This window comes from Mesorhizobium sp. M5C.F.Ca.IN.020.32.2.1, from assembly GCF_004023105.1.
GTDB lineage: Bacteria > Pseudomonadota > Alphaproteobacteria > Rhizobiales > Rhizobiaceae > Mesorhizobium > Mesorhizobium wenxiniae.
Genome location: NZ_RZSX01001582.1, coordinates 1 through 589 on the forward strand (window position 1 = coordinate 1; position 589 = coordinate 589).

Consider the following 589-nt stretch of genomic DNA (forward strand, 5'->3'; position numbering starts at 1 on the left):
GTGCTATCTGGATTCGCAGTCTTCAGCATAGTGCCGGATCGATGAGCGCAAAGCCGATAAAATCCATTCTTTTCGTCTGTCTCGGCAATATCTGCCGCTCACCGTTGGCGGAGGGCGTGTTGCGCGCCGTCCTGGCGGAGCGCGGCCTCGATCGGGATATCCTGCTTGATTCGGCCGGAACCAGCGACTGGGAGGCCGGCTCGGCACCCGACCCGCGCTCGATGTCGATCGCAGAGCGGCACGGCATCGATATTTCCAGACAGCGGGCGCGCAAGCTGACGCCGGACGATTTCTCGCGTTTCGACTTGATTCTCGCGATGGACCGATCGAATCTCCGGGATTTGAAAGCGCTGGTGCCTGCCGCCATGCGCGACCGGGTCCATCTGTTCCTGGAGTTCGCGGAGGGAACGGTGAGCGACGTGCCGGACCCCTATCACGAGGGGCCGGAGGCGTTTGCCTCGGTCTACCGCATGATCCGCGAAGCGTCGGAGGCGCTGGCGACGCGGCTCGAGGCACGGCTGTCGGCGCCCGACAGCGGCCAGGCCTCCTCGACGATATAGGGTCCGCCGCCGACCGAATCGCGCGACGA

General features: G+C 64.7%; 2 pseudogenes. One reads left to right on the forward strand and one right to left on the reverse strand.

Annotated features, from left to right (window positions below):
• Positions 1-41: 41 nt before the first annotated feature.
• Positions 42-437: pseudogene (locus EOA86_RS37575) on the forward strand (low molecular weight protein-tyrosine-phosphatase); the annotation flags it as partial.
• 26 nt (positions 438-463) lie between these two features.
• Here EOA86_RS37575 and EOA86_RS41055 read toward each other — a convergent pair.
• A pseudogene (locus EOA86_RS41055) lies at positions 464-589 on the reverse strand (RNA 2',3'-cyclic phosphodiesterase); the annotation flags it as partial.